This window comes from Sulfurovum indicum (assembly GCF_014931715.1).
GTDB classification, from domain to species: domain Bacteria; phylum Campylobacterota; class Campylobacteria; order Campylobacterales; family Sulfurovaceae; genus Sulfurovum; species Sulfurovum indicum.
This window is the reverse complement of the sequence record NZ_CP063164.1, coordinates 422,235-444,033: the sequence shown is the minus strand read 5'-3', so window position 1 is coordinate 444,033 and position 21,799 is coordinate 422,235. Positions and strand designations below refer to the sequence as shown.

The 21,799-nt window shown below is 41.4% G+C and carries 16 protein-coding genes and 1 tRNA gene; 4 read left to right on the top strand and 13 right to left on the bottom strand.

The window, feature by feature from the left end; all coding sequences use genetic code 11:
- The first annotated feature begins 21 nt into the window (after nt 1-21).
- Both ftsH and IMZ28_RS02275 read left to right on the top strand, forming a co-directional pair.
- Nucleotides 22-2,025 (top strand): ATP-dependent zinc metalloprotease FtsH, encoded by a 2,004-nt coding sequence (gene ftsH, locus IMZ28_RS02280; protein WP_197549039.1) that lies wholly within the window; start codon nt 22-24, stop codon nt 2,023-2,025.
- A gap of 434 nt (nt 2,026-2,459) precedes the next feature.
- The gene (locus IMZ28_RS02275; protein WP_197549037.1) at nt 2,460-4,016 is read left to right on the top strand and encodes a 2-isopropylmalate synthase; all 1,557 of its coding nucleotides are present in this window, start codon (nt 2,460-2,462) and stop codon (nt 4,014-4,016) included.
- 77 nt (nt 4,017-4,093) lie between these two features.
- Here IMZ28_RS02275 and serS read toward each other — a convergent pair whose 3' ends face one another.
- The 5 genes from serS to IMZ28_RS02250 form a co-directional block, all read right to left on the bottom strand.
- Entirely contained in the window at nt 4,094-5,338 is a 1,245-nt protein-coding gene (gene serS / locus IMZ28_RS02270) for a serine--tRNA ligase (protein ID WP_197549035.1), read from the bottom strand.
- A gap of 102 nt (nt 5,339-5,440) precedes the next feature.
- Nucleotides 5,441-9,163, bottom strand: coding sequence for an alpha-2-macroglobulin family protein (locus IMZ28_RS02265; RefSeq protein ID WP_197549033.1), 3,723 nt, complete (start codon nt 9,161-9,163; stop codon nt 5,441-5,443).
- Between the two features lie 18 nt (nt 9,164-9,181).
- Nucleotides 9,182-9,721, bottom strand: a complete 540-nt coding sequence (locus tag IMZ28_RS02260) for an outer membrane beta-barrel protein (RefSeq protein WP_197549031.1) — start codon at nt 9,719-9,721, stop codon at nt 9,182-9,184.
- Nucleotides 9,722-10,102: 381 nt separating this feature from the next.
- A tRNA-Met gene (locus IMZ28_RS02255) sits at nt 10,103-10,179 on the bottom strand.
- A 57-nt stretch (nt 10,180-10,236) separates the two neighbouring features.
- Nucleotides 10,237-10,476 carry a glutaredoxin family protein gene (locus IMZ28_RS02250; protein ID WP_197549029.1) on the bottom strand — a complete coding sequence of 80 codons (240 nt, stop codon included), beginning with the start codon at nt 10,474-10,476 and terminating at the stop codon, nt 10,237-10,239.
- A 181-nt stretch (nt 10,477-10,657) separates the two neighbouring features.
- Between IMZ28_RS02250 and groES the strand changes: the two genes are divergently transcribed.
- The gene (gene groES, locus IMZ28_RS02245) at nt 10,658-10,918 is read left to right on the top strand and encodes a co-chaperone GroES (RefSeq protein WP_197549027.1); all 261 of its coding nucleotides are present in this window, start codon (nt 10,658-10,660) and stop codon (nt 10,916-10,918) included.
- Nucleotides 10,919-10,978: 60 nt separating this feature from the next.
- Nucleotides 10,979-12,616: a chaperonin GroEL gene (gene groL, locus IMZ28_RS02240; protein WP_197549025.1), complete on the top strand. Its 1,638-nt coding sequence runs from the start codon at nt 10,979-10,981 to the stop codon at nt 12,614-12,616.
- Nucleotides 12,617-12,892: 276 nt separating this feature from the next.
- On the opposite strand, the gene IMZ28_RS02235 is transcribed toward groL, so the two are convergent.
- From IMZ28_RS02235 to IMZ28_RS02200, 8 genes are all read right to left on the bottom strand, one after another.
- Nucleotides 12,893-14,674 carry a putative bifunctional diguanylate cyclase/phosphodiesterase gene (locus IMZ28_RS02235; protein ID WP_197549024.1) on the bottom strand — a complete coding sequence of 594 codons (1,782 nt, stop codon included), beginning with the start codon at nt 14,672-14,674 and terminating at the stop codon, nt 12,893-12,895.
- 93 nt (nt 14,675-14,767) lie between these two features.
- Complete coding sequence (xseA, locus tag IMZ28_RS02230; protein WP_197549022.1) at nt 14,768-16,012, bottom strand: exodeoxyribonuclease VII large subunit; 1,245 nt, start codon at nt 16,010-16,012, stop codon at nt 14,768-14,770.
- 153 nt (nt 16,013-16,165) lie between these two features.
- On the bottom strand, nt 16,166-16,903 hold the full coding sequence (gene ubiE / locus IMZ28_RS02225) for a bifunctional demethylmenaquinone methyltransferase/2-methoxy-6-polyprenyl-1,4-benzoquinol methylase UbiE (protein ID WP_197549020.1): 738 nt from the start codon (nt 16,901-16,903) through the stop codon (nt 16,166-16,168).
- A complete protein-coding gene (gene ribD, locus IMZ28_RS02220; RefSeq protein ID WP_197549019.1) occupies nt 16,893-17,888 on the bottom strand; it encodes a bifunctional diaminohydroxyphosphoribosylaminopyrimidine deaminase/5-amino-6-(5-phosphoribosylamino)uracil reductase RibD in 996 nt (331 codons plus the stop codon). Before ribD ends, ubiE begins: the two co-directional genes overlap by 11 nt.
- A 150-nt stretch (nt 17,889-18,038) precedes the next feature.
- Entirely contained in the window at nt 18,039-18,467 is a 429-nt protein-coding gene (gene rimP / locus IMZ28_RS02215) for a ribosome maturation factor RimP (protein ID WP_197549771.1), read from the bottom strand.
- Complete coding sequence (rbfA, locus tag IMZ28_RS02210) at nt 18,457-18,831, bottom strand: 30S ribosome-binding factor RbfA (RefSeq protein WP_197549017.1); 375 nt, start codon at nt 18,829-18,831, stop codon at nt 18,457-18,459. The genes rimP and rbfA overlap by 11 nt, the downstream gene beginning before the upstream one ends.
- Before the next feature lies 1 nt (nt 18,832).
- A complete protein-coding gene (infB, locus tag IMZ28_RS02205; RefSeq protein WP_197549015.1) occupies nt 18,833-21,499 on the bottom strand; it encodes a translation initiation factor IF-2 in 2,667 nt (888 codons plus the stop codon).
- Nucleotides 21,499-21,783 (bottom strand): DUF448 domain-containing protein, encoded by a 285-nt coding sequence (locus IMZ28_RS02200; protein ID WP_197549013.1) that lies wholly within the window; start codon nt 21,781-21,783, stop codon nt 21,499-21,501. Before IMZ28_RS02200 ends, infB begins: the two co-directional genes overlap by 1 nt.
- Nucleotides 21,784-21,799 lie beyond the last annotated feature (16 nt).

Genomic DNA, 21,799 nt, shown 5'->3' with positions numbered 1-21,799 from the left:
AGTCTATAAAGAAGGAAAACAATGGCTAACAACCAGAACAATAATAATCAAGACAATAACAACAAGAATTTTTTCAATGACAATCCGCTTTTGGCATTTGCTATATTCTCGATCGTCATTATACTGATCTTCAAATCATTCGTAGGAGACAGTGGCGGCAGCCTGAGCACAATGATGAATAATCAGAATATCTCTCTGACCAAACAGGTGAAGTACTCGGAGGTCAAGGAGAAGATCAAGCAGGGTGTTGTCAAAAGTGTCAAACTTACACCTGCAAGTGTCGAGGCGATCGCTGAAGAGAACGGACGGAAAATCCGTTATGTAGCCCAGAATGTCCCAACCTATGATGAGAAACTCATTCCGTTGCTTGAAGAGAAAAAGATCCCTTATGAAGGGGTCATAGGAAATGGTTTCATGTCAGAGCTATTCAGTATGCTGCTTCCTATCCTCATCTTCTTTGCTATCTGGATCTTCCTTGCAAAGAAAATGTCAAAAGGAATGGGTGGAGGCATTCTTGGTGCAGGAAAAGCGGACAAACTCATCAACTCCGAAAAACCGGACACCAGATTTGATGATGTTCAGGGAGTCGAGGAGGCTAAAGACGAAGTCAAAGAGATCGTTGATTTCCTTAAATTCCCTGAACGCTATATTGAACTTGGAGCAAAGATCCCCAAAGGTGTACTGCTTGTAGGCCCTCCGGGTACGGGGAAGACCCTACTGGCAAAAGCAGTTGCAGGTGAAGCCTCCGTACCTTTTTTCTCAGTAAGTGGCTCAGGGTTCATTGAAATGTTCGTCGGAGTCGGTGCCAGCCGTGTACGTGATCTTTTTGCCCAGGCAAAGAAAGAAGCACCCTCCATCATATTTATAGATGAGATCGATGCTATCGGTAAGTCAAGAGCTTCAGGCGGCCAGATCGGGGGGAACGATGAAAGAGAACAGACCCTCAACCAGCTCCTTGCCGAAATGGACGGTTTTGGTACCAATACACCTGTCATCGTTCTGGCTGCGACCAACCGACCTGAAACACTCGATGCCGCCCTGCTGCGTGCCGGCCGTTTCGACCGCCAGGTACTTGTAGACAAACCTGACTATGAAGGACGTCTAGCCATCCTTAAGGTCCACTCCAGAGATGTCAAACTTGCACCGAACGTTGACCTTGAAATCGTGGCTAAACAGACTGCAGGACTGGCCGGTGCGGACCTTGCCAATATTATTAACGAAGCCGCCCTGCTCGCCGGACGGCAAAATAAAAAACAGATCGACCAGGAAGACCTGCTTGAAGCGATCGAGCGTTCCTTTGTCGGACTGGAAAAGAAGAACCGTAAGATCAATGAGACAGAGAAGAAGATCGTTGCCTACCATGAGAGCGGACATGCACTGATGGCAGAGCTCAGCAAAGGTGCTACACGTGTAACCAAAGTTTCCATTATCCCAAGAGGACTTGGTGCTCTGGGCTACACTCTGCATCTCCCTGAAGACGAAGAGCGTTTCCTGAAACAAAAACATGAACTCCTGGCTGAAGTCGATGTACTGCTTGGCGGACGAGCTGCAGAAGAGCTCTTCATCGGTGAGATCTCTACCGGTGCAGGAAATGATCTTGACCGTGCCACTGCAATACTCAAAGATATGATCTCTGTCTATGGAATGACCGATGTTGCCGGACTGATGGTTCTCTCAAGAAGTCAGAACTCTTTCCTTGGCGGCGGGGCAGTAAGTACCGACTACAGTGAAAAGATGGCAGAACAGATGGATGAATATATCCGTTCTACACTCAATGAACGTTATGCCTATGTAAAAGAGACCCTGGAAACATACAGAGGGGCCATAGAGAATATGACAAAAGAACTTCTTGAAGCAGAAGTGATCGAAGGAAAAACTGTTCGCAAGATCATAGAGACCTATGAGAAAGAGCACGGTATGCCAAGCCGTCTTGCCCACCAGGAGAAGATAACCCAAACACAGAAAGAAAAAGAAGCGAAAGAACAAGAGATATCTGAAGAAGAAAACAGGGACGAAGAGGCATAGAGCTGCCTGCAGGTCAAGATAAAAAACACTCTGACCTGCAACATCTGCTTGACACAAACATCCAAATAGAGTATACTTCCCAAAAATCATAAAAGGAGAGATCATGAAAACGATCATTCGACAGCATACTATTTTCACACAAGACGATTCTCTCCTGCTGCTGCCTGTCATATAACACTGCTTAAGCAAAGCTCAAAAAGCGCTCTTGTCATGGAAGCTGCTTCTTCAGCAGTTACTCATACAACTGATTGCGTTTAGAGCTGAAAACCACAAATAACTTTTGCGTTTCTAAATTAACCACTATTTGGGTAAAATTAGACAATTTTCATACCGTTTGTCATCCTGAACTTGCACCATAAACATTTCTTGACAGTTATTCAGGTCAAGTTCCAAAATAAGATATACCGGTATGTATATATTATAAGGTAAACATAATGAGCAAAGAGACCATTAAAATATTTGACACAACACTAAGAGATGGTGAACAGAGCCCTGGCGCTTCTATGAACACTGAAGAGAAGATACAGATCGCTGCACAATTAGAGCGTTTGGGGGTAGACATCATTGAGGCGGGATTTGCCGCGGCAAGTCCCGGAGACTTCGATGCTATTGAGAAGATCGCACAGCGTGTGGAGAAGTCCACTGTCTGTTCTCTCGCACGTGCAGTGGATGCAGATGTCAAAGCAGCCGGAGAAGCCATTGCCAAGGCAAAGATGAAGCGTATTCATACCTTCATCGCCACCAGTCCCATTCATATGGAATACAAACTTAAAATGAAACCGGATGAAGTCATCAAACGTGCAGTACGTGCAGTTGAGTATGCTCGTACTTTTGTAGAAGATGTTGAGTTCAGCTGCGAAGATGCAGGACGTTCTGATATCTCTTTCATGAAAGAGATCAGTGATGCTGTCATTGAAGCAGGTGCAACGACAATCAATTTACCAGATACAGTAGGATTCAGACTCCCTTTTGAGATCGGTGCCATGGTCAAGGAGATGAGTGAATATGTCAGAGGACGGGCAATCATTTCCGTACACAATCACAATGATTTGGGCCTGGGTGTTGCCAACTCTCTTGAAGCTGTAGTCAACGGTGCCAGACAGGTAGAGTGCACCATTAACGGTCTGGGTGAAAGAGCCGGAAATGCCGCACTTGAAGAGATTGTAATGGCCTTAAAGGTAAGAAACGATGTTTTCAGTAATTTTGTGACCAACATCAATACCAAAGAGATCTATCCTACCAGCCGTTTGATCGCCAACATCACCGGAATAGAACCACAGCCGAACAAAGCTATTGTGGGGAAAAATGCTTTTGCACATGAGAGTGGGATACATCAGGACGGTGTTTTAAAACACAAAGAGACCTACGAGATCATCAGTCCCAAGGATATCGGACTTGACCTGAACGATACTTTGGTCTTAGGGAAACACTCAGGACGTGCTGCATTCAAAGACAAGTTGTCCAAACTTGGATTCACTCTTGAAGATGAGGCTCTTAACAGAGCCTTTGAACGTTTCAAGATCCTGGCAGACCGTAAAAAAGAGATCTGTGACGATGATATTCGTGCGCTTGTCACAAATGAAATGACTAAAGCAGCACAAGTCTTCGAAATCGTTTCACTCCAGTTAATGGATTGCAGTGAAGGGGTACCGAGCGCAGCAGTCAAGATCAGAAAAGGTGAAGATGAGACAATGGATGCAAGCATCGGCGGCGGTACGATTGATGCAGTATTCAAAGCAATAGACCGCATCACCGGCTATACAGGAAGGCTTGATGAATATAAGGTCAAATCTGTCAGTGAAGGGAAAGATGCCCTTGCCAATGTTACAGTCAAAGTCAGTTTCAATAATGAACCTGCTGTTATCGGTCACGGGCTTCATATTGATACGATGCTGGCAAGTGCCAGAGCCTATATTGGAGCACTCAACAGCTATTTGAGCATGGAAGGTAAATTGAAAGCCAGATATACAGATAGTTCTATAACGGTTTAATATGTAGGGGCATCCCTTGTGGCTGCCCTTATATTTAAAATATTTTATTGGGCACCCTCGAGGGTACCTCTACATATTTACATATACTTTTTCAAAACCTCTGGAATTGTAATCGATCCATCCTCATTCTGATAGTTCTCCATAATAGCTATTAACGTACGTCCCACGGCCAAAGCAGAACCGTTAAGGGTATGTACCAGTCTGTTCTTTTTTCCTTCTTTAAAGCGTATTTTTGCACGTCTTGCCTGAAAGTCTCTAGTGTTGGAGATTGAAGAGATTTCACGGTATTTGTTTTGCCCTGGCAACCATACTTCAAGATCAATCGTCTTTGCAGCAGAAAAACCGAGATCACCGCCACAAAGTTCAACAACTCTGTGCGGCAGTCCAAGGGCTGTCAGAATGTCCGAGGCGTTCTCTACCATCATTTCAAAAATCTCATCACTTTTATCTGGATGAGCAATAGCAACCATCTCTACCTTATCGAACTGATGCTGGCGGATCATCCCACGTGTATCACGCCCCGCACTACCCGCCTCTTTTCGAAAACATGGTGTATAACCTGTCATCAACACAGGCAGTTCACTCTCTTTTAATATTTCATCATTATACATATTGGTCAGTGGTACTTCAGCTGTAGGGATGAGATAGAGGTCTTCATCTTCTATCTTGAAGAGGTCATCTTCAAACTTTGGCAGTTGGCCCGTACCTTCAAGCATCTGCGCATTGTTCAGAAACGGCACACAAAGCTCTTCAAAGCCTTTTTCTCTATTGGTATCAAGAAAGAAGTTAATCAGTGCTCTTTCAAGTCTTGCCGCATCGCCTCGCAACACTGAGAATCTGCTTTTTGCCAGTTTGACTCCACGCTCAAAATCGATCCATCCGTTCTTTTCGGCCAACGCCCAGTGTTCGAGAGGCTGAAAATCAAACTCTCTTGGCTCCAGTACTCTGCGCAATTCAACATTGTCCTCTTCATCTATACCCTCAGGAACAGAATCATCAGGGAAGTTCGGTATGGCCAATGCCACATCATAAAGTGCCGTTTCAGCCTCTCTTGCCTTCTCTTGTAATGGAACCATCGCCTCTTTATTTGCATCAACTTTGGCTTTGAGTTCTGTAATATCTTTTCCCTCACGCTTGTACTGTCCAAAAAGCTTTGACATGCTGTTTTGCTCCGCTTTGGCCGCTTCTAATGCTGCATTTGCATCTTTTAAAGATGTAAAAAGTATTTGAAGTTTTTTAAGTGTGTCTGTATCTACACCCTTCTTTTTCAGTTTGGAACTTGCTTCATTAAAGTTGTTTTGCAGATATTTAAGATCGATCATAAGATATACCTAATAAGTAAAATATTTAAGGAATTATAGTAGAAAGTTTAAGAAGATATGGTTAAAGGAGTACAATTTTGTACTCCTTTAAATGTTTTAGAATCAGTATTCCCGGTAAATACCGCTTATACTTTTACTCCAGCTGATTTCACATTCTGTTGCCGTGCTTGAACTTAGGCCTGTTGAGATCTGTACTCTTATTTGCCCATTGGCATCAGTACTTAAATCATTTACAGCAGACTCATTCAGATCACAGGCTGCATCACTGCTTATAATACTTGACGGAACAATATCTAAACCAACCAGTAGTTCTTGAAAATTAGAGATACCCAATGTAAGTGTTACATTATGATCATTTCCATCATTAGGTACCAGTTCTGTTGTAGAGCTGAAGTCATCCCATCTTAATCCGGCAATTTTTGCTGCACCTGTACGGTTTACATCATATGCATTTGCACTAATGGTGACCGTATGCCCGGCAAGAACCGGATCAAAGGTAACTTCCAGTCGGACATTTCCGTCAGCATCTGTCACATACCCTGCATCCCTGCTTCTGACATCAACAGTTGCGATACCATAACCGTCTATATATCTGTTAGAATTACCTATAACATAGCTAAGAGAATTGGTAGTTGCTCCAGTATACTCTTCTGCCAGTTCCAGTTGATTGTCACTTATAACATTTGCAATACTCCAGTTTCCAAGATAAAGCTTATCCACACTGCTGGAATTTGGAACAATAGCCAATAGATCATTTGTGTCTACCGTACTGAAAACAGTTGGTGTGGCATCATCAAAAGTATCCGGTGTTCCTTGTGTAATCTGACCTGTTGTTGCGGCAGATTTTATCACTTTCGTACCGTTAATAATAGAAGGATGCAGCGTTATCCCCTCTCTTGCAGGGTTGTCATACTTGTCTACGGCATGAATCGTATAGTAGTTTTTATACAGTCCAGTGTTACCATCTATATCTGTTCCGACATAGACAAGTGACATAGCACTTACAGGTCCGGAAAGTATAGTGACCGGTACTAATGTATTAATAGTGACATTCTGGTCACCGTTAAAGATTGAAGCATTAACCTCTATGACTGCGGTACCCGAGAGTGTTTTTGTTTCTACCGCTATCGGTTGTGTTCCTGCATTGGCATATGTAGCAGTACTTGCACCGCTGCCAAATGTTAGCATATTTGTAAATATGCTTGTCAGGTTTACTTCATGCACATTTGAATCATCTATCACTCTTGTCTCATCACCCAGTTCATGTATCACTACTGTGATCTGATCCAGATTATCTACACTCAGCGAATCCGGTATGTGGACTGTAATTGCATAATCAATCCCGGGACCAGTCGCCTGATTATACTTTATATTAAGCTCTTTGGACAAGCTTTGATTCGTCTCTGTAATGGTAATATTTCTCTCACTCAATCCGCTTATAGAGGATGGGGCGGTATACACAATCACAGCTTTACCGCTTGCATCTGTTGTAATCGGTCCGGCTGGTGTAAAGTATCCGTAATCCGTATCATTATAAAAAGGCTGCTCTATAGTTACAGTACTGCTGATACCAACATTATCTGCATTGACAGTAATGATGGTGATGTTTTTCTCCTCTCCCGCTTCTGTAATAGTCACCGAATCAGGAACAACAAAAAGCTGCTCCACTATATTTATATTCTGTGCTTCATAGACAAGAAGCGTATTTGCTGTAACAGCCTGGTTCTCTTTATAGTAGAATGTTATATTTGTATCATTGACATCCTGAATACGTTCTGGCGAAGTATAGGTAAATCTTGCATATCCGTCAGTACCTACTACCGCTTCATATTGAGACAAAGTACCATATATAGGCTGAATAAATTCGGCTACCACCGTTTTTCCAACAGCAGGCAGGGTACTTGTAGCACCCGCCTCCTGTTTTGTCAGCGCTACCTTGATTGTATGAACCTGTGAAATATCCGTGACGGTTATATTTGCATCCGGATAAATCATATAGACAGCTGTATCCACATTAATAACAATATTTTGCTCTTTGCTGCTATTGTTCTCCATGCTTACTCTGATCGTAAAGCCATCCAGTACACTGATATCTTGAGGAGCAGTATAGGTAAATGCAACATGTCCCGTATCATCCACTATACCGCTGAAGCTGTTCATTGTACCTTTTGTTCCATCAAAGAAGTCTACAAGAACAACCTCACCTGCTGCCGGTCCATTACTGTCATTTTCCAGATATACGTCTATCGTTTGTTGCTGCCCCGGCTCAGAGATATTCATTTCATTGGAAAGTACTGTCAATGTATATCCTGAATAATCAACAACACTTCCAGGCACGGTATTGAAGTTAACCGTAGTGGTACTGTTAATGCTTGTATTGTTATCAAGTCTCAGAGTCACTGCTGTGCTGGTTCCTATAAGAGAGGTGATGTCTGACGGTGCCGTATAGTTGAACGCTACGTGTCCGTTGGCATCTGTGGTAGCCGTATAGCTGCTCATTGTTCCATTTCCGTCTGCAGTAAATGCATAATCTACAGTGACTGTTTCATTGGCAACCGGCTGATTATTATTCCCGACATAAGCATCTATGACCCTTGATACTCCACCTTCAGTAATATTAATCTCAGATGGTATAACCGTAAACGTATAATTACTGTAGTCTGTGCTGGTTCCTGACGGAGTATTAAAGTTGACTGTGGTTGTACTGTAAATACTGCTATTACCGTCAAGTCTCAATATTACAGCAGTACTGGTTCCTATAAGAGAGGTGATGTCTGACGGTGCCGTATAATTAAACGCTACATGTCCGTTTGCATCTGTAAACCCTTCATAGCTGTTTACTGTTCCGTTACCATCAGCAGTAAAGGTGTAATCAACTTTCACAAGTTCATTGGCAACCGGCTGATTATTATTCCCGACATAAACATCTATAACCCTTGATGCCCCTCCTTCTGTAATATTGATTTCAGATGGTATAGCCGTAAACGTATAATTAGTATAGTCAATACCGCTGTTATTGCTGTTCTGGTCAAAAATTAATTCAATATTTTGTTCTATACCTGGAACTATAGTTCCATTTTCATCTTTTAATACTGCTGTAATAGTTGCTGTAGTACCGTCTGCAGGCAAAGTACCCGGAGAGACATAATCAAATACAGCGATACCGTTTGCATCTGTTGCAACAGTATACGTTGTAGTTGTTTTGATACTTCCGTACACATTACTGAATGCTTTCAGCTCTACGGTTTCACCGGATGCTACAAAACCATCTTTGATCAGCTGCATACTGATCGTATAGTCTGTATTTGACGCTCCGATATTCAACGGTGTTGTTGCGTTAATAAAGGCATACCCGTTTTCTACAATTCCGGAAGAACCGGAATATGTATAGGTGAATGAAATATCTCCACTTGTTGTTTGACTATCTTTACTCACAGTCTGTATTGCGGTCAGAGAATACCCTGTCGGTGTACAATTTTGGTCAAAAGAACCATTGATCGTCAATATTTCCTGTGTATTTAATGCCCCGTCCAACACTAAAGGTATTGGTGCAAAACTTACACTGCCTACACTGACAGAACACTCACTTACAGCCAATGTAAAATTATTCAACTCTACATGATACGTACTATCCAGTTTCTTGGTAAATGGCAGAGATAAAGTAAAGTCAGTACCATTTGGCTGAAGAACTATTTCATTTTCCTGCATCTCCACCACAACCGTAGTTTCAGTTCCACTACTTGTACCACTTGTGCTTCCACATCCAGTCAATGCAAGAACAGACACAAATACAAATGTGAGGATCGCTACTATATTTTTTTTCATTAAAGGTCCTTTATAACTCTAGTAAATATAATTAATACCCATAACGAAACTTGCTATATGGTCTGTTCTGTCCGCATCAGTTAGAGAATAGCGGTAACTTACATCAACGCCAACGTTATCTGTTACTCTATAAAATAGTCCTGCCTGACCTCCATAAAGAAATCCGCTTTCATTAATATTTGTTGATTCATAGTTCATATACCCTATATTCAGTCCGATATAAGGCTGGAGGCCTTTCACATCTTTTTCAGTATTGTTAAACATGTTATCGACAGTGATCATAAATTTTTCATAGTTTTGATCATCATCTTTGCTATCAAAATAATCCAAAACCAATAGTGTACGCCATTCATTCATCTGTGCACCTATTCTTAAGCCGTACTCCACATCAGATCCGTCATGCTCCGGCTCACCAAATAGATAACCGTTAGTATCTGCCTGAATACTTGCTGCACCTATTTCAATACCGATGATCTTTTCACTGACTGAAAAATCTTTTGCATGCAAAGATGTACCCAAAACCATTGCAAAACATGAAACCATTACTTTTTTTAACATTCTAACTCCCTTGTTTATTACGAAGATTTTACATTTCTTTCGAATGTACTCCTTATAGAATACCATAAAAATTTTATTTTTTTGATTAAATATTTAAAAATATTGAAAAGTGTATATAGCATATAATCCACATAAATCAGAGGACTTTCATTTCACATACAGATACCTCCTGAAAACTCCCGGAAACCATAATAATAGAATAATTGGATATTAGACAAACCGGATAATATCTGCGATAGTGGAAGCATAATATTACATAGGAAAAATAGAGGCTTGTTTGTCAAAAACTATCAGGGTTTTTCAGAAAAAGAGTATAAACACAAATACAAACTTTAAAAACAGGTTAATCTGAAGTAACTCTTGTATGAAGGGGAATTAGTATGGTGTCAAGAGAGGGACTTGAACCCTCGACCTCCGGCTTATGAGACCAGCGCTCTAACCAGCTGAGCTACCTTGACAAGTCTTTGGAGGCCGTGATTTTAATCGATTATTTCTTAAAGTTTGGTTAAAAATGCTTAGCCAAGTGCTTTTTCTATTGCTTTTTGGTCAAATCCACAGATCCAACGACTTCCTATAAGCACTACCGGTACTCCACGACATCCATGACGTTCACAGTCCTGTGCGGCTTTGGCATCTTTTGTAATATCTATAGTCTTGAATCTATATCCGTTCTTTTTAAAGTATTCTTTTGCTACTGTACACCATTTACAGCTAGGAGAAGTAAAAAGTACGATCTTCTTTTGTTTCTTTTCCATCTATAGAACTCCTTATTGTCTAAACTTCAATTAATATTATAACACATTTATTCAAGAGGAAAAGAAAAGCTGTATCAAAAAATGTAGAAAGTTTTAGTGTATTTGACTAAATGTTATTGACATTTAGAAAAAAATGTTGTAAAATCGCGATACAAAATTAAACAACACGGAGGATTATAAGATGAACTTTAAACCACTTGGTGACAGACTTCTTGTAGAGAGAGTAGAAGAGGTGAACACTACAGCTAGTGGAATCATCATTCCAGACAACGCAAAAGAGAAACCGTCACAAGGTAAAGTATTGGCAATCGGAAGTGACGTAGAAGAGGTTCGCGTCGATGATATCGTTGTTTTTGGTAAATACTCTGGAACAGAATTAGCACTTGATGACAAAGAGTATCTGGTACTTGAACTCTCAGATGTATTGGGCGTAATAGGCTAAACCATTATTTTATTATAAAGACGATCAAAAGATTTAATACAAAAAAGTAAGGAGTCAAAAATGGCAAAAGAGATTCATTTTTCAGATCATGCAAGAAACGGATTGTTCGAAGGTGTAACAAAGTTGGCAGATGCCGTAAAAGTAACAATGGGACCAAGAGGTCGTAATGTACTTATCCAAAAAAGTTTCGGAGCACCTCACATTACCAAAGACGGTGTCTCAGTAGCCAGAGAGATAGAACTGACTGACACACTTGAGAATATGGGTGCACAACTGGTCAAAGAGGTTGCAAGCAACACTGCCGATGAAGCAGGTGACGGTACAACCACAGCGACAGTACTTGCATACTCTATCTTCAAAGAAGGGCTTAGAAATATCACAGCCGGAGCAAATCCAATCGAAGTGAAAAGAGGTATGGATAAAGCAAGTGCTGCGATCATCGAAGAGCTCAAGAATATCTCCAAAGAGGTTAAAGACAAGAAAGAGATCGCTCAGGTTGCAACAATTTCTGCAAACTCTGACGAGACCATCGGTAATCTTATTGCTGAAGCAATGGAGAAGGTAGGTAAAGACGGTGTTATCACAGTAGAAGAGGCGAAAGGGATCAATGACGACCTTGAAGTGGTAGAAGGTATGCAGTTTGACAGAGGATATCTCTCTCCATATTTCGTAACCAATTCTGAGAAGATGACATGTGAACTTGAAAATCCGCTCCTTCTCATTACTGACAGCAAAATTACTTCTCTTAAAGATCTGATCCCTGTACTTGAGCAGATTCAGCAAAGCGGAAGACCTTTGCTCATTATCGCTGATGATGTAGAAGGTGAAGCATTGGCAACACTTGTACTTAACAGACTCAAAGGTGTGCTTAACATTGCTGCTGTGAAAGCACCAGGATTTGGGGACAGAAAGAAAGAGATGCTCAAAGATATCGCTATCTTGACCGGTGGTAATGTCATCACTGAAGAGCTTGGACTCAGCCTTGACAAGGCAACACTGCAAGACCTTGGTCAAGCAGCACGTATCGTCATTGACAAAGACAATACTGTGATCGTTGACGGGAAAGGTGACTCATCCAGCGTCGAGGCAAGAGTAAACGAGATCCGAATCCAGATCGAAAACACAAGCAGTGAATATGACAAAGAAAAACTTCAGGAGAGACTGGCAAAACTCTCTGGCGGTGTAGCCGTTATCAAAGTAGGTGCGGCAACCGAAACTGAAATGAAAGAGAAAAAAGACAGAGTAGATGATGCTCTCTCTGCAACCAAAGCGGCTGTTGACGAAGGTATTGTTATCGGTGGTGGTGCTGCACTTATTAAAGCAGCCAAAGCAGTCAAGCTGGACCTTTGCGGTGATGAGGCTGTTGGTGCGGACATCATTCTCAGAGCAGTTTATGCACCAATGAAACAGATTGCTGAAAATGCAGGATTTGATGCAGGTGTAGTTGCTGACAAAATCGCCAACTCTGATGAGTCCAACCTTGGCTTTAACGCTGCAAGCGGTGAGTATGTTGATATGCTTGAAGCAGGTATCATTGACCCACTGAAAGTAGAAAGAGTCGCATTGCAGAATGCAACATCTGTAGCAAGCCTGCTATTAACAACAGAAGCAACAGTTTCCGATGTCAAAGAGAACCCGACACCGGCACCTGCAATGCCGGATATGGGCGGAATGGGCGGAATGCCTGGCATGATGTAAGATGCCTACATCAAACGTGAACTGTTTCACGTTTGTAGCATCAAAACCATCACATGAACAAGAAAGAGTTCTTGTTCATAGGTTTGAAACCGGAGGTGATATCTTAAAAAAACCTCCCTCTAGACTAAGAAAACCATAACACGAACGCAAACTGACATGCGTTTATAAGGTTAAAAACCATTAACTCTTTTAACAGGTAAAAACTACTTCAGATTCAAAATGGATCTTTATCCACCTGCCTGCCTAGCAATCATTTACTTTACTGCCAGAACAAAACTATCTTCTTATCAGCTCCTGAAACTCATACGCCGGAAGAGGTTTTCCAAAATAGTACCCCTGCATATAATCACATTTATATGAGGTAATAAGATCAGCCATTTCTTGATTTTCAACTCCCTCTACAACAATTTTCATACCCAGACTATGCCCCAGGTCAATCATTGCTTTTATAATGCGCTGATCTTCTTTGTTCTCCATGATATGATCGGTCATGGTCTTATCAATCTTCAAGACATCTGCCGGGAACTTTTTCAAATAGGAAAAAGAGGTATAACCTGTACCAAAATCATCCAAAGCAATAGAGACACCAAGCTTTTTAAGCTCATGCAACTGTCTGTCAGTCTGTATTTCATTTTCCATTGCTGCACCTTCTGTAATCTCAAATTTAATAAGTTCAGGTGCAACCTGGTGCTCTGCCAGCATCTGAGAAACATTTTCAACAAACCCCTCTGTTTCAAGTTCAAGTAGAGACATATTAATAGAAACCTCTATCGATTTAAACCTGAATACCTCCCAACGTTTCTGTTGTTTGAGTACTTCTGAAAGAGCATAGCGTCCTAGATCAATAATAAATCCTGATTTTTCAAGTATCGGAATAAAGATATCAGGCGGAATATAACCATACTTCTCATGCTTCCAGCGTATCAATGCTTCTGCAGCAACAACCTCTTTGTCTTTGCTTCGAACAATTGGCTGATAGTAGATCTCAAACTCTGATTTTTCAATCGCTTCATGAATAGCATTGAAAAGCTCCAGTTCATCATACTTCTTTTCCAATACACTCTTCTTATAAAGATGAATATGTCCATATCCGCTTTTTTGTGCATGTGCAAGTGCTTTATAGGCACGATCCATCAGGTTCAATGTAGATCCACTATCGGGATAGATACTTATACCAACAGAGGCTGTCAGATGAAGCCTGACATCATTTATTCTATAGAATGAACTAAGCTCTCTTTGTATCTGTTTACTTAAATGGACTACTTCATCAACTGTGTCAATCACAGGGATACAGAGTAAAAAGCTGTTACTATAGGTATGATAAACATAAAATGAGGATTCTTTTGCCAGGTTTTCCAAATATTGGGAAAAATGAATTAGAATATTCTCACACTGCTCATATCCAATAATAGAACGGACTTGTGAAAAGTTGTCTATTTCAAATAATAACAGGGCCAGTTTTTTATTATGTAAATGTATCTTTGAAAAGAGTTTATTAAGATCTTCTAATGCCTGAAGCTGGTTAGGAAGTTTGGTCAGTTTATGACGATATATTACTTTATCCCGTTCATACTCTTTACTAAGATCATGAATAGCAATAATATTGCACCACTGCATATAAGGTTTCCCCATGGACGAACGGTCTACATAGAAATTTACCGGTATGCTTTGTTGTATATTCCATCCGACAGACAAACTTGATTGAGGAAAAGAGTGCATCTTTTCATTATCATTCTGTCGTACTTCCTGGATAAATCTGTCCAACGGAATCCACTCTTTTTTAATTTTTATTTTAGGCATTGGATCGAGTGCTTTATCTATATACTCTTTGGGTAAGGAGAGAAGCTTTTGTGCTGCTTGATTGGCATAATGTATTTTATTGTTATCTGAAAGAACAAGAATGGAAACTTCTGAAATATCAAATGCTTTTTTAAACATCTGCACTTCAGCTTCAATACGCTTTTTCAAGTCATTATGTCTCTTCTGGATAATCAGCAATATAATGACCATTCCGATCAGCCCGCCACACAATAACACTGTTTCTAATGAAAATTCCATATTTTACCTTGTTTTTTCAATCCTCATCAAGAATCAGTATCTTTTCACTCTTATTTATAACACTATTCATGTACAAAAGTAGTTTTCTCCATATCATATCTCTTTTTTACTTAAGCATATTGCTTCAATACGAGCAGAGATATCTTCCACTATAAATTTTTCATCTGCTTCGATCATCTCCAGGGTTACTGTTTTTCCATCCTTGGATACTTGTGCCCATCCTGTTTTACACTGTTGTCTTGGATCACTCAGCTTTATCTTTTCATACAAATACTCTACCTGCTGCATTTTATAGCGAAGCACAAGTGCCATGCTATTTTGGAACTCTACCTGCAGCTGAGGAACCTGTACACTATACAGATCCAGTCTATGTCGAACAGTTCGATTAAACTCCTCTTTCAGGCTGAGAAATGCCCTTTGTGTCTCCTGCAGTTTACGGGAGGGAGAACTTTGTATCAGTAATGTCTTACTATGTCTTAAAAGCTGCATTTTCTGATCGATCCTGTGCCTGACACTGCTTCCAAAACGTTCTGCCAATTCATCAAGCATATAAAGAACCTCATTACGATCGGGCAGTATCATCTCTATAGCTGCACTGGGAGTAGGTGCTCTCAGATCTGCCACATAATCAGAGATCAGTACATCCACCTCATGTCCTACCGCACTTACTACCGGAGTCTTCATAGCAAAGATCATATCTGCTACCACCTCTTCATTGAAAGCCCAAAGATCTTCTACTGATCCTCCCCCTCGTCCGACAACCACAACATCCGCACCTAGTCTATCGGCATATTTCAAACTTTTGACAATCTGCGGGGCAGCTGCTTCTCCCTGAACCAACGTATCGACTACGTATACTTCCACCATGGGCCATCGTTTTTCAATGATCTTAAGCATATCATGCAGTGCTGCACTCTCTTTGGCTGTTACCAAAGCTATTTTAAGGATCTGTTTGGGAATAGGTTTCTTTTTTTGTACATCAAAATAACCTTTTGCCTTCAACCTCTCTTTAAGCTGTTCAAAGGCCAATGCCAAAGCACCCTGACCATATGGTTCGATTCTGACGGTTTGGAACTGGTATTCCCCTCTTGGTGTGTAAACACTGACAGAACCTTCAACAACAATATGCATTCCCTTCTCGATACGAAACTTCATCTTGACTACAGAAGAACGCCACATGACACACTTGATGGAACTCTTGTCATCTTTGATACTAAAATAGAGATGACCGGAAGTATGATAAGTAACAGAAGCGATTTCACCTTCAACGAGAATATGCATAAAAGTCGCTTCCAGGAGAGATTTAATCTTTGTATTAAGCGATGAAACAGACATCATTTGCATGGTATTTTCCATGAAAATGAAATGAGGAATGAGGAATGAGGAATGAGGAATTGTTGTATGCTTTCCTTCCGGAAAGCGGCTGTATGAATAAAGGAATTGCGAAGCAAAGAAAACCGACACTCTTCACTGTTCACTGCTCACTCCTCATTAAATCTTCTGCGCCACCAAAAGCGTACTGATTCCCATTGAAAAGGATTTGGTATATTTCATCTCAAATCCGGCCTCCTCAAGCTCCTGGCTTAGCATTTCAGTTGTCAGGAACTCTTCAATAGAGTCGGGAAGATATTTGTAAGCTTCATAATTCTTTGAGATCAAACCACCAATACGCGGCAGTACTTTTTTCATTCCAAAATCTACTACTTTGTCTATCAACCCACTTCTATCCTGCTTTGTAAATTCAAGTATTACCACTATGCCGCCTGGTTTCAAAGCCCTATGGAACTCTTGCAGTGCTTCTACCCGGTCCACTACATTGCGAATTCCGTAAGAGATCGAGATGACATTGGTACTTTGGTTCCCTATGGGGAGTTCCTGCGCCTTTCCTTCAATAAAATTGGCAAAATCGACTTTCTTCTTTGCCACTTCAAGCATCCCTACTGATGGATCGATACCGACATACTTCTCTATCTCAATACCATTCTTCTGTGCCTGTTCTTTCCAATAGATCAGCAGGTCTCCGGTACCAGTTGCAACATCTGTAATCTGTTCAAGTTCTTTTTTCTTCAGTATCTCAAAAGCTTTATCACAGCCCTTTTTGCGCCATTGGATATCAATACCCATACTCAGCACCCTGTTGGCCAGGTCATAGGTCTCGGCAATGTTATCAAACATCTCTACGATCTTTTCCTGTTTCTGCTGTTTATCTGTCAGTTTTTCAATGCCCAACTTGTCTACTCCATATCATTATATCTGCATCTTTTTTATCCTGATGCAAAAATGCTAAATTCATGTCGATATTATAGGATAATTCATGCGTAGAGAGCTTAGGTGTTTGATATATCAGCATCCAATCGATATGATCTTTCAATGCTTTCAGCATCCTCTCTCCTCCTTCAACCAGTACAAAAGAGGGTTCTGTTAACCAGTCAAGTTCCTCTGTGACTGTTACAGAGCGTCTGTTTACCCCAAAAAGAGGTATGGTCTCATCAAATTTTTTCTTTTTGCTATAAATTGTTACATTTGGTGCTCTGCCTTGGGTAAAACGGCAATCGAGTATCGGTCTGTCAATACGTACGGTATTACCACCGATCATAAGAGTACTGCACACCTCCCGGAGCTGATGGACATGGTACAAAGATGCTTGTGAGCTTAGGTACCCTCCTCCAATACGTCCATTAGTGGTTTGTGCCAGTTTAAAAAGAACAAATGCACGTTTCTGCCAGATCAAAAAGGGCTCCAGCAAATCCCTGCACGCATCCTCAAGTACCCCTAAAGTGACGCTTTTGAGCATTTTCGCACCATTGTTGTGTCCTGTAATGGGATCTTTTAATCCTATAACCACACGCTTTGGCGAAAGTTTCTGTAACAAAGAGGCACAGGAGGGTGTTTTTCCTGTATGGGAACAGGGTTCCAAAGTCACATAGATCGTACATTCAGAAAAAAAATTTTTGGGAAGAGATAACAAAAAATCATGGGCCTTATGCGCATCAAACCTGTCAAAAACGATCCTCTTTGAAGAGAGTACTTCATACGCATAGAGCAAGGCAATTACTTCTGCATGCGAAGTGCCGGCTTTCTGATGTGCCTGAACAGCGAGGATACGGCCATTTTGTACAATAACTGCACCTACAGCAGGATTTGGATAAGTGAGAAGCTGATATTTCCACGCTTCATCCAGGGCAAGCCGCATAAATATTTCATCCAGGTTCATACGATCTTCCCTTCTTCAATGTTTTTATCTTCGCAGATCATACTTCTGCTTCTCACTTTCAGCAAGCTTTTGAAAGCACACTTTAGTTTCAAGCCAGCAGATAAAAAGCACTTCTTCTTTATGGATGCCTTTTATATTTTCTAATGCATATTACCACTCAAAATAGGTTTTTGCTGTACCTATATCACCATACTTTAAAGTGACATCACCCTCTTTGGTCCCAACCGTAAAACCTTCATCATCAGCCGACTTCATTACCCCTTTAAGGCGTTCCTTCCCGGGAATTTTGATCTTCACTTTTTCACCAATAGCATTTTGGAAATGTACCGGTTTAATCAGCTTTCTTTCAATACCTGGAGAGCTTACCTCCAAGCGGTAATGCCCATGCATAGGAGGATTGACATCGAGAAATGGAGAGAGTTCATTGGATATTTCTGCACAGAGATCAAGCTCTACACCACCTGTCTTAGTAATATAAACACGATAAATTGCCTCATCAAACTCTGTAACAACTTCTATATCATAAAGAGATGCACCGTTTGCCTCAACGATCTTGGCGATCTGCTCCTCAAGATTCATCACTCTCATCCTTTTTGCGTTGTGCGATCTGCTTGAAAAGCTCTTCCATCCGGCTCTGTTTTTCAAGCTGTTCATCAAATTCAAAGGTAAAACGCGGTGCCTTGAACCACCCTTCACTTTGCTTACAATGATTTTGGATGTAGCCTGCTACTGCACGCAACTGTTTAAGTGCTTCGCGCTGTTCCTGCTCTGTCAAAAAGGATTTGTCCAGATAGACCTTTGCATCGCTTCTTCCTTTAGAACAGACCACATCGGTCACTAACAATGAATTGATACGACTGTCATCCAATGTTGCCAATGCTTCAGGAATGATCTCTCTAAGCACCGATTCCGTGCGCTTACGCTTAATCTCTTCTTGTGTCATATTACAGCTTTACCTGTTCCTCAACATCTTTGAAGGTTTCAATTACATCACCTTCTTTTATATCATTAAAGTTCTCAAGCATAATACCACACTCATAACCATTCTTCACCTCTTTCGCATCTTCATTGAAGCGTTTAAGGGAAGAAATAGAGCTCTCATATACCACAACACCGTCACGGATGAGTCTTGCTTTGGAGTTACGTGTGATCACACCGTCAGTCACCTTACATCCGGCAATGGTTCCTACTTTACCCACAACAAAGGTTTCACGTACTTCCGCCTGACCCGTCACCTCTTCTTTGATCACAGGACTCATCAGACCGCCAAGCAATGCCTTCACATCATCAAGCAGATCATAAATAATACTGTAGGTACGGATCTCCACGCCCAGTTCTTTCGCTTTCTTCTTGACTGATCCTGTAGGTCTGACATTAAAACCGAGAATGACTGCATGTTCACTGGCATCTGCCAACGTTACGTCACTCTCTGTAACCCCACCTACACCTTCATGGATAATATTAACCTTGACCTCTTCATTTCTAAGCTTCTCCAAACTACCCTTGATCGCTTCAAGCGATCCTTGCACATCTGCTTTGATGATAACAGGAAGAGACTTGAGCTGACCTTCTGCGATAAGTGCTGACAGATCTTCCAATGATGCTTTCGTACTTTTTGAAAGCTGTTTTGCTCTTTCATACTCTGCACGTTTTTCAGCCAGTTCACGTGCTTCTTTTTCATTCTCCATTACTACCAGTGTTTCACCGGCACCCGGCACTTCATTCAATCCCACAATAGCTGCCGGTGTACTTGGACCGATCTCTTTGACATTGCTGCCATCATCGAGTTTAATTGCTCTGATACGTCCATATGTCGTACCAACAATCACATTATCCCCTACATGAAGCGTTCCGTTCTTGATAATCACATTGGCAACCGGGCCAAATCCTTTTTCCAATGAGCTCTCAACCACAACTGCTTTAGCTTCTCTGGTCGGATCAGCTTCAAGTTCCATCACTTCTGCCTGAAGAAGGATCGTTTCAAGAAGTTCATCGATCCCTTCACCGCTATGTGCAGAGACAGGAACGAACTCATACTCTCCACCCCAGTCTGCTGCCATTACATCGATCTCAGCAAGTTGTGCCTTGACGTTGTCCGGATTTGCATTTGGTTTATCAATCTTGTTGATCGCAACGATCATCGGCACACCTGCTGCTTTGGTATGTGCAATCGCTTCTTTGGTCTGCGGCATAACACCATCATCTGCTGCAACCACAATGATTACAATATCAGTTGCCTGTGCTCCGCGCGAACGCATCTCAGTAAAGGCTTCGTGCCCCGGAGTGTCAACGAAAGTTATCTTCTTGCCCTCTTTCTCTATCTGATAGGCTCCTACATGCTGTGTAATACCGCCAGCCTCTTTATCTGCCACTTTTGCAGAACGTATCCTGTCAAGCAATGAAGTCTTACCATGGTCAACGTGTCCCATAATGGTTATAACCGGCGGTCTCTCTTCAAGATTCTCATTTGGTTTGGCATCATACACCTGTACATAATCAAGTTCATCAAGCGGATTCATCGTGGTCACTTCCACCCCAAACTCTTCAGCAAGGATCTCGATCTCATCTTTTGAGAGGAAATCGTTTTTGGTTACCATCATTCCCAATGCAAAAAGTACCTTAATGACATCACCTGCTGTCTTGCCTATCTTTTCGGCAAACTCATAGACCCTCACATTCTCAGGGATTTCGACAGAAGTAATAACATCTGTACTTTCCTCTTTACTGTATTTCTTGCGCTTTCCGCCACGTTTGAGCGATCGCTTCTGCTGAGGACGGAACGGTTGTCTGCCTTTTGCAGGACCACCTGCTGCCAACTCTCTTTTTTTAGCCTCTTCTTTACGCTTCTGTTCCTGTCGCATCATCTCTTCATAGATATTCTTGTCAGAGAAATCAAGCAGTACAACCTCTTCTTCACCAAATCCGCTGTCAATGTCACCACTCATACTGTCATGGTTGAAAATATCGATCTTTTTTCCAGTCTCTTTTGCCTGAGCCGGTCCCTTTTTAACCTTTTTCCTGGAAGGTACAGATGCAGCTTCTCCCATCGATATCTTTGTTGCAGCCCGTACCGGTGCCGGTTTCGCTTTTCTTACGATCTTAATGCCTGAACGTGAAAGCGTTTTGCGTTTAGGCCGTTCACTTTCCTTTTGCTCTGCTTTTAAGGTTTCTGCTTCAGGTTCTGTTTTTTTACTGATCACAGAGATCCCCTTGCGCTTCTTTACCTCTTTTAATACAGTTTTCTCTACAGGTACTTCTTTTTCTTCTTTAGATTCGGCTACTCTCTCTTCAGGACTTTCGGTTTTTTCTTCTTTTTGTAAAGAACTCTCTTCGGCAACCGTTTCAATACTCTCTGTCTTCGGAACTTCCTCTTCCGTTTTCTCTGTCTCTTTTTTCTTTACAACAGTTATTTTTTTCTTCTCTTCAGATTTCCTGAACCCTTTTGGCAGGCTGCCGCTGATAGCATAGTCTACGAGTATACCGGCATTCTCCATACTGATCGTACTGTTTGGTGCCTTGACATCAAAGCCGAGCTCTTTTGCTTTTTCAATGAGCTCGCCATTTGACAACCCCGCTTCTTCTGCTACTTCTTGGATTTTTACTTTATCCATTATTTATTAACTCCTTCATTTAAATGCGACGTATCGCATGAGTTGACTGTTTGTGTCATCTCTCTCAACAATTTCACAAAATGTACTTCATCCTGTTTAAAACGTTTCACCAAGCCTCTGATCTTTTTTTCATTTTGACTGCAAATCTCACAGAGATAAAAACTCCTGCCTACTCCGTTATAGGCTATGATGTTATTACCTTCCTGCTTAAGTCTAATCAAAATGTTTTGAGGATGTCTGCTCCGGCAAGCGATGCACATTCGTATAGGCTGTGATTTTTTCATGCGTATTATACCCAAA